The 8298-nt window shown below is 48.1% G+C and carries 8 protein-coding genes; 2 read left to right on the plus strand and 6 right to left on the minus strand.

What is annotated here, in order from left to right:
- Positions 1-178 precede the first annotated feature (178 nt).
- Positions 179-649, minus strand: a complete 471-nt coding sequence (locus tag AB7S66_RS09870; RefSeq protein WP_428519546.1) for a hypothetical protein — start codon at positions 647-649, stop codon at positions 179-181.
- 181 nt (positions 650-830) lie between these two features.
- Between AB7S66_RS09870 and AB7S66_RS09875 the strand changes: the two genes are divergently transcribed.
- Both AB7S66_RS09875 and rlmN read left to right on the plus strand, forming a co-directional pair.
- On the plus strand, positions 831-2426 hold the full coding sequence (locus tag AB7S66_RS09875; RefSeq protein WP_428519548.1) for an OPT/YSL family transporter: 1596 nt from the start codon (positions 831-833) through the stop codon (positions 2424-2426).
- Positions 2427-2439: 13 nt separating this feature from the next.
- Positions 2440-3522, plus strand: a complete 1083-nt coding sequence (gene rlmN, locus AB7S66_RS09880; protein WP_428519550.1) for a 23S rRNA (adenine(2503)-C(2))-methyltransferase RlmN — start codon at positions 2440-2442, stop codon at positions 3520-3522.
- A 78-nt stretch (positions 3523-3600) separates the two neighbouring features.
- On the opposite strand, the gene AB7S66_RS09885 is transcribed toward rlmN, so the two are convergent.
- The 5 genes from AB7S66_RS09885 to AB7S66_RS09905 all read right to left on the minus strand — a co-directional run.
- A complete protein-coding gene (locus AB7S66_RS09885; protein ID WP_428519552.1) occupies positions 3601-5394 on the minus strand; it encodes an alanine--tRNA ligase in 1794 nt (597 codons plus the stop codon).
- A gap of 44 nt (positions 5395-5438) precedes the next feature.
- Positions 5439-6236, minus strand: coding sequence for a nucleotidyl transferase AbiEii/AbiGii toxin family protein (locus AB7S66_RS09890; protein ID WP_428519554.1), 798 nt, complete (start codon positions 6234-6236; stop codon positions 5439-5441).
- Positions 6233-6865, minus strand: a complete 633-nt coding sequence (locus AB7S66_RS09895) for a type IV toxin-antitoxin system AbiEi family antitoxin domain-containing protein (protein WP_428519556.1) — start codon at positions 6863-6865, stop codon at positions 6233-6235. Before AB7S66_RS09895 ends, AB7S66_RS09890 begins: the two co-directional genes overlap by 4 nt.
- Positions 6866-6926: 61 nt before the next feature.
- Positions 6927-7877: a DNA-processing protein DprA gene (locus AB7S66_RS09900; RefSeq protein WP_428519558.1), complete on the minus strand. Its 951-nt coding sequence runs from the start codon at positions 7875-7877 to the stop codon at positions 6927-6929.
- A 53-nt stretch (positions 7878-7930) separates the two neighbouring features.
- On the minus strand, positions 7931-8298 hold a 368-nt coding region (locus tag AB7S66_RS09905; protein ID WP_428519560.1), incomplete at its 5' end, for a flavodoxin domain-containing protein.

Consider the following 8298-nt stretch of genomic DNA (forward strand, 5'->3'; position numbering starts at 1 on the left):
GTTGCACACATCCACCGACATGGGCAGGTTGAGTCCATAGATTACCAAGGTGTGGGAATTTTGGTAAAGACACGTATCCAACCACGATTCCAGGGCCCGCTCACAGAATTTAGAAAATCATGAAAAAGTGCCACCCGTAAGGGGGTGACACCAATTCGATGCTACTGGCTGTTTGCATTTAGAATCTCCAGAGAGCTCCAACATATCCACCGAAGTATGCATCGACATCAGGCAGAATTGCAATGCCTGGAGCAATGCGCAGATAGAAATCAAGTGGGAAGTCCTGGTTATTCATGCTGTAGACAAGGCCTACAGGAACAATCGCGGCCAAACCCATTTTGCTTTCATCAAATGGAATACTGATTGCAGCACCACCACCAACGGTGACATCAAATTGAGCCTTCTCAATATTGAATTCGGCTACCTTGTAATTTGCAGCAGCATCGAATACGAATGTTACGCCATTGAAAAAATCAAAACCAATATTTCCAATAACATCAAGATCATTCATCCGGTACTGTACACCAACACCGGTGTTGGTGCCGAGGTTCAGTCCCACCGCAAGGTCGGTCTTCGAAACTCCCTCTGCTGCAGTAGCAGGAAGCAGTACCATAGCCAGTAAAAGTACAGCAAGTAATACTTTCTTCATAGGCAATCTCCTTCTGTAGGATGAACTCCTACCAATAATTTTGTTATGTAAACTATACCATAAGCAAAATTTCTTGAACAGGTAAGCATATAGGGGTATCTCAGCTAAATCTTAGGGGATTAAACTACTGGTGTTTTTTTCCGATTCTGTTTACCATACATTCAGAGAGGAAGTGTAAAAAATGAATAGACATCTTACCCTTCGTGGTGCCCTTATTGCTCTTGTCGGATTGCTGGTGATTACCGCCAGTTCCATGTATGTAGCGCTCAGAATGGGAGCACTCCCCTGGCCTACCATCTTTGTGACGGTGGTCAGCATGGCAGCCTTGAAACGGGCAAAAGGTTCCACACTCCAGGAAATCAATGTAACCCATACCATCATGAGTTCAGGGGCTATGGTTGCAGGGGGATTGGCCTTTACCCTCCCAGGGCTCTGGATGATCGACCCAAACGCAAATTTTTCTACCGTCAGCCTTATCATCCTGACTGTGGTTGGTGCTATTCTGGGAACCTTGTTCTCTGCACTGTATCGAAAGAAGCTTATCATTGATGAGGCTCTTCCCTATCCAATGGGTATAGCAAGCTATAATACCTTGCAGGCCGGAAGCAAAGGCGGGGCAGGGGCGAAAACGCTCTTTGCCTCCATGGGGGGCTCGGTAATCTTTACCGTCTTGAGGGATGGGTTTGGAAAAATCCCTGCCTTGCTGACCCTATTCAAGGGAAGCGCGCTCATCCCAGCCTTCTCCATCTGGGTCAGTCCCATGGCGATGGGAATTGGGGCGATCATCGGCCCCTTGTTTGCCCTGCTCTGGTTTGGTGGAGCTATCTTTGGATACTACATCCTCACCCCGCTGGGTATCCAGCATGGGCTGTTCGCTTCCATGGCAGAGGCTGATGTATTCCGCTCCAACCTGGGAATTGGATTGATGATCGGAACAGGGCTTGGAGTCTTCTTCAAGGCAGTAGGATCAAAACTGCTTGCCCAGAAGAAACTTGAGGAAAAACCCAAGGCGACTTTCAATAAAACCACACTGGTTGTAGCATTGGTACTGCTTTTCTCTGTAGTTTTACTCTCACTTGGAACAGAACTCGGTCTTATCGAGGCAATTGTCCTGATGGCAGGCATTTATCTTGCAACCTACCTCTCGGGTATGTTGACAGGCCAGACGGGCATCAACCCAATGGAAATATTCGGCATCCTGGTCTTGCTTGTCATCCAGCTGATTTCAAATCCCTCCCTCATTGCTTCCTTCAGCATTGCCGCGGTAGTAGCTGTTGCCTGCGGGTTGACCGGTGATGTCATGAATGACCTAAAGAGCGGCTATCTTCTGAAAACCGATCCAAAGCAACAAATCCTTGGTGAGGGTATCGGTGGCGTCATCGGTGCAGTACTCTCCGTATTCGTGCTCTTGATCATGAAAGCTTCATTCGGTGGATTTGGAACCGCTGAGTTGCCCGCTCCCCAGGCAGCGGCAGTCTCAGCCATGGTGGGAGGGCTTGGACATATCCCTGCATTCCTTATCGGCCTTGGTATCGGCCTGGTACTCTACCTTGCGAATATTCCCAGTGCAACCCTCGGGCTTGGTGTCTACCTGCCAATTTACATCAGTTCGGTAATGGGACTGGGAGCACTCATCACCGGTGGCTTGAAACTGGCTCTCAAGAAGCACACAGAGGTAGCAAAACTGCAAGACGAGACTGGTCTGGTCGCCAGTGGTTTGCTCGGTGGTGAAGGCATAACAGGAGTAGCCATCGCTATCATTTCCATGCTGAAATAGGTATACTGGGACAATGGAACAAACAAATACTATGCCACGCTCGCTCTATGGGCTGGATGCAGGGGCTATTGCAGAAGTACTTTCCCTTCCCAGGGCCTTCTATGGAAAACAGATCTATCAGTGGCTCGTCAAGGGTGTCACTTCCTTCGACGAGATGACCAACCTTCCCAAGGCTGAGCGATTACGTCTCAAGGAAGTGATGGGGAGTGCTGTCTCTTCGGCAGTGGAAACCAGCGAGACGGATGGGAGTGGAGCCACAAAGATGGGTATCCGTCTCCACGATGGAAGAGTCGTCGAGTGTGTACTGCTTATAGACAAGCATGGCCGGCATACAGCATGTCTTTCCAGCCAGGTTGGGTGTGCAATGGGATGCACGTTCTGCAAGACAGGCACCATGGGCTTGCTGAGGAACCTTACTGCCGACGAGATCATCGAACAATACATTCACCTCCTAGCGGTAAGTGACCAGCCCATCACCCATATCGTGTATATGGGAATGGGAGAGCCCTTGGCTAATATCAATCCAGTGATCCAATCGATTCACTACCTACACGAAAAAGAGAGCTTCAACATCAGCCTGAGGAGGATGACCATCTCCACCTGTGGAGTGGTCCCTGGTATCTTGAGACTGGCAGAGCTGGGACTCCCCGTAAGGCTCGCAGTCTCCCTGGTAAGTGCCGACAACCGGCTCCGTTCGAAGATCATGCCGGTGAATGAGAAGTGGGATATCATGGCTCTGAAGAAAGCATTGATGGTGTACCAGCATGTTGGGGGAAAACGATTCACCATCGAATACTGCATGTTGCGTGGGGTAAATACTGATGAGTTCAGTGCCAAGAAACTGGCTACCTATGTAGCAGGCATGAATGTCGTGGTGAATCTCATCCCCTGGAACCCCGCTGAGGAACTCCCGTACGAGACCCCAAGCGAAGATGAGATCGATACCTTCTGCCGTGAACTTGACCGATACCGTGTCAATTATACCAGACGACGATCACGGGGCAGAGAGATAAATGGGGCATGCGGACAGCTGGCGGTGCCTATCAACAAAGGTCTCGACTACGAGCTGATGATTGATGATGAGGATGACGAGTAAAACCCTGAAAACGGTAAGAAGCCCTGCAAACCAGCAGGGCTTCTCTTATATGGATGTAGCTTTTTGGGGAAATAGGTATCACTGAAGAACCGCCTTGATTCTCCTCACCCCTGCCGAGGAAGATTGCTCCTTGAGAATCTTGAAGTGCCCCATATCCCCGGTCCTCTCCACGTGTGGGCCTCCACAGACTTCCTTGGAAAAATCCCCGATTGAGTAGACTTTCACCTGCTCCCCATACTTGCTGTCAAAGAATGCGATGGCGCCTTGTGCTTTTGCTTCCTCAACGGTCATGGTCTCACAGGTTACCGGTAGATTGCGCTTTATCTGCTCGTTGACCATGTCCTCGACCTGTTGGATCTCTTCCTTGCTCATGGCAGAAGGATGCGTGAAGTCAAAGCGGAGTCGCTCTGCTGTAATGTTAGAGCCCTTCTGGCCAACGTGCTCACCAAGCACCGTTCTCAATGCCGTATGCAACAGGTGGGTTGCTGTATGCAGTGCTGTGGTCTTCTCGCTATGGTCGGCAAGACCACCCTTGAACTGCTTGTCTGCACCACTTCGACTGATCTCCTGGTGCTTCTCGAATGCAGCATTGAAACCTGCCTCATCAACGGTAAAACCATGTTCTGCAGCCAGTTCCTTGGTAAGCTCGATCGGATACCCGTAGGTATCATAGAGTTTGAAGGCGGTTCTTCCACTGATCTCCCGGTTCTTGCCCTTAAGCAGGTTGGGAAGCATTTTTTCAAATTCCCGCTCACCCTTTGCCAGGGTCTCGGAGAATTTTGCTTCTTCCTGAGCCAGCTCTTTCAGGATGAAATCCTTGTTCTCCAGAATCTCAGGATAGGGTTTCCTATAGAGTCCAAGCACAATGAGTGCAAGCTCTCCCAGGAAGGATCCTTCAATTCCCAACTTATGAGCATGCCTCACTGCCCTCCTGATCAGACGACGCAAGATGTAACCCTGACCCACGTTGGATGGTGTTACCCCTCTCTGGTCTCCAAGGATGAACACACTGGTACGAATATGGTCCGCTACAATACGTACTGAGGTGTCGGTCTCTTCATCAACACCATACTGTTTTCCAGAAAGTTTCTCGATTCCTGCAATGATTGGGGCGAATACCTCTGTCTCATAGACAGATTTCTTGCCCTGGAGGATAGCAATGGTACGTTCGATTCCCATACCGGTATCGACGCACTTTCTTTCCATCTCACTATAGGTACCATCACTATTCTTCTTGTATCCCATGAAGACATCATTCCAGATCTCGAAATATTTCCCACAGGAACACCCGGGGCGGCAATCAGGGCCACACGCAGGTCTTCCTGTATCGATGAACATCTCGCTGTCGGGACCACATGGACCGGTTTCTCCTGCTGGCCCCCACCAGTTGTCCTCTCTTCCAAGATAATAAATACGTTCTCGTGGAATTCCATACCCTTCCCATGCAGATGCAGCATCCTCATCACGGGGGACCTCATCATCCCCTGCAAAGACAGTCACAGACAAGAGTGAAGGATCAATGCCGAGGACCTCTGTAAGGAACTCATAACTGAAGGCTATCGCCTCCTTCTTGAAGTAATCCCCAAGGGACCAGTTACCCAGCATCTCAAAGAAAGTGAGATGGTGGGGGTCCCCTACCGCTTCAATATCGCCGGTTCGGATACACTTCTGGTAATCGGTAAGGCGGGTGCCTGCGGGGTGTTCGCTTCCCATGATATAGGGTACCAAGGGGTGCATACCGGCGGTGGTAAACAGGACCGTTGGATCGTTCTCGGGAATCAAGGAAGCCCCACTGATCTGGGCATGGCCCTTGGATACGAAGAAATCAATGTATTTTTGCCGTAATTCGTTGGCGGTGAGCTGGTTTTTCATAATAGTTGATAGTAGACTCCCCGACGTTTTCATGTCAAGGATGTTCAGCCCCCACTATGCGTGTAGTGTTCAATGAAAGCAGGAAAATTGAGAATCATATTGCTTTTCTCTTTCTGAAAGAGGAGGTGTTCAAAATCACGTTGTTTCACTTTTAGATCAACACGCGAAATTCGTTCTTTGAGAGCTTCTTTCAACATGGCAAGATTCTCAATATTATGTTTTGAAGTGAGATATGCATAGTCAGGCGCTGTTTGGGAAAGTAGAAATTGTGCATCATAAAAATCTCTACCTTTTGCTCTTTGCAGAAGAGCTGAGAGTTTCATTGAACACAGGGTTGCATCTGGTGGAACAGGAACAGGAAAGAAAAAACCACAGCTTTGGATAAAAGCGCTCGTAACCGGATAGGTGTAGCCTTGATCCTGAGCTTCAATTTTTATGAGAAATCTTGCATTCCTATAACCGCTAAATTGAAGTGTGTAGAGTAGTTCAGGGAAATAGAAACTCCTTCTAAAAGCCTGCAGCCCTTCGTGCTCTTTCTCTTTCGGTATTACCTGATACCCTAGACGCCGCAAATATACCAGAATGCTATCAGTCATATGCATGAATTCAGTCTGTGTCATATCTGTGCAGTCAAAATCAAGATCTTCACTAAAACGATCTATATGTTTAATAAGGCGAAGATTGGTGCCCCCTATTAACACCATATGCTCGATATACTTTGTTTGTGACAAAAATTCCAATATCTGGCATTGAATATATTCTTTAAGCAGATACGGTTGCAGTTCATTCAAGTCTCGTAAATATGCAGGAAAGTACTGTAGCAATACACTCTTATCGATCATAATCTATACGCCTCCCGTAATTTCTCCACCCTCCGTTTGAGTGACTCAACGCCGTACTGTTCGGTATAGTTGGTGAGACGATCAATCTTTAGGATGTCAAGATCCAACCTTAGTCCCAACATATCTTCTATTGTATGGTACTGTGGATAAAGATACAGAAGATCCAAAATTGCTTTTTCCGGATATGCTATATGCACTCCCCAAGACGGGTGAAACGCTGAAGATTCTATGGTATAGCCAAAAAATGAAGAACTACGAATCGTGTGATAGGTAAACTGGCCAAATTCATTGGTAAAATACGCTGTTTTTCTACTAGAAACACTCGTGACCTGTACCACAGCCTCTGGAATCATACCCCAAAAGGCAAGCGCACTATGTATGCTGATGTATGAAGGTTGATACATCTTGTTTGCAAAATACAATTGAGCATCGCCAGAGCGAAGATATTCTGGAAATGTATATACATTTTGTTTCAAACGAATAAGTTTATGCTCCTTCACCCAGCGTCCAATAGTATTCCGGCTCACCGATAACCGTGCACCTGACGCTACTTGCTGAAGGGTAAAACAACCCATCGGTGAAAAGAGTTCCTTGAATTCCAGATAGGAAGCACGCTCTTTTATTTCCATAACGCACTAATTATAGTGCATTATGGAAATATAACAAGATACTGGTGCTGTGAAAGGACTCTTACTCCTCTAAAGCAAATAGATCGAGCTGTATTGCAGTATCCTTGGGTCTTCCAACAGTTCTTTTTGTCTCCATCGCCTTCTTCAGAATACGGGGAAGGTCTTCACTCTTCCTGATCACAAAGACCCTGCTTTGGCCTGCAAACTTCCTGGGCCAAAGGATACTCCGGTTCTCTATGCTGCTTTGGTAGATGAAGAGATACTTTTTCTGTTCCAAGGCAAAGGAAGCCTGCCGTACAGCACCTCCCCCATCACGGTCCTCTACAACCACAGAAGCAAGACTCAAGGCACTCATCAGGCGGTTGCGAAGCAGGAAATGCCATTTCTGGGTGGTGGTAGAAGGAGCAAATCGACTGACCACCACGCCACTCTTGGCTATTTCAGCTTGTAGTTCTGTGTGCTCTTTTGGATAACACTGACAGAGCGGGGTCCCGATGACCGCCATGGTAGGAGCACCAGAGGTTAACGCTCCCTTGTGGGCCACCCCATCGATACCAAGGGCAAGTCCACTTGCAACCACATACCCGGCTTTAGCAAGCGCATGAGATGTCTGTAAGGCCAATTTTTTCCCTTCAAGAGAGGGCGACCGGGTCCCGATGACAGAGACCGAAGGAGCCTTCAACAGGGATATATTTCCCTGCACATAGAGAAAACGCGGAGCATAGGCAAAGGTATTTACCTGGGAAGGCCAGAAAGGACTTTGTTCATCAATAACCGATACGTGATCACCCATCTCCTCAAAGAATGGTCGACAATGATAGTAGGCTTCACTGATTTTGCTCTCTTCCGTTGCCAGAAAGGAGGCATACTCTTTGATATGCAAAGGAAGTGGATCGGTCACATCAATGCGGGAGGAAGCCAATGAAAAGGCTTCCCCTGCTTTTGATCCTGCTCCACCGCAGGCTCTAACGAGTGTTTCATAATGGAGGGCCTTGATTGCTGTTGCATCCATGCCTTGACTCTACCACTGTTGTCCTGTTTGGGCAATCGAGCAAAAAACTGGCTTTACCTGCAGAGAGCTTCAGCGATATCCCTCATCCCTGAAAGGTGTTCTTCAGTCGGATTCCAATTGACCTTCATTTCAGGTTCCACAACAGAGAAGCCTGCCTTTGAAAGTTCCTCACGCAGGATACCTACCCCTTCTCCGCTCCAGCCATAACAACCAAACACCGCAGCGCTTTTTTTCTTGAACTGCAACTCAGAGAGGAAGTGAAGCCAACCACCGACTGAGGAGAGTATCGACTTGCCGACAGTGGGAGAACCCAAGGCTATTGCCTTCGATTTAAACACCTCAGTCATGATATCATTCTTGTCTGTCTGGCTGATGCTGAACACTTTCACTACGGTATCCCCATCCAGAGCCTGGATCTCTC

Source organism: Sphaerochaeta sp. (assembly GCF_050178175.1).
In the GTDB taxonomy this organism is placed as follows: Bacteria; Spirochaetota; Spirochaetia; order Sphaerochaetales; family Sphaerochaetaceae; genus Sphaerochaeta.

Coding starts and splice junctions, on each gene's coding strand:
- AB7S66_RS09900 (WP_428519558.1), bottom strand. CDS start 7,877: ATGGATGCAACAGCAATCAAGGCCCTCCATTATGAAACACTCGTTAGA.
- AB7S66_RS09875 (WP_428519548.1), top strand. CDS start 831: ATGAATAGACATCTTACCCTTCGTGGTGCCCTTATTGCTCTTGTCGGA.
- AB7S66_RS09890 (WP_428519554.1), bottom strand. CDS start 6,236: ATGATCGATAAGAGTGTATTGCTACAGTACTTTCCTGCATATTTACGA.
- rlmN (WP_428519550.1), top strand. CDS start 2,440: ATGGAACAAACAAATACTATGCCACGCTCGCTCTATGGGCTGGATGCA.
- AB7S66_RS09885 (WP_428519552.1), bottom strand. CDS start 5,394: ATGAAAAACCAGCTCACCGCCAACGAATTACGGCAAAAATACATTGAT.
- AB7S66_RS09870 (WP_428519546.1), bottom strand. CDS start 649: ATGAAGAAAGTATTACTTGCTGTACTTTTACTGGCTATGGTACTGCTT.
- AB7S66_RS09895 (WP_428519556.1), bottom strand. CDS start 6,865: ATGGAAATAAAAGAGCGTGCTTCCTATCTGGAATTCAAGGAACTCTTT.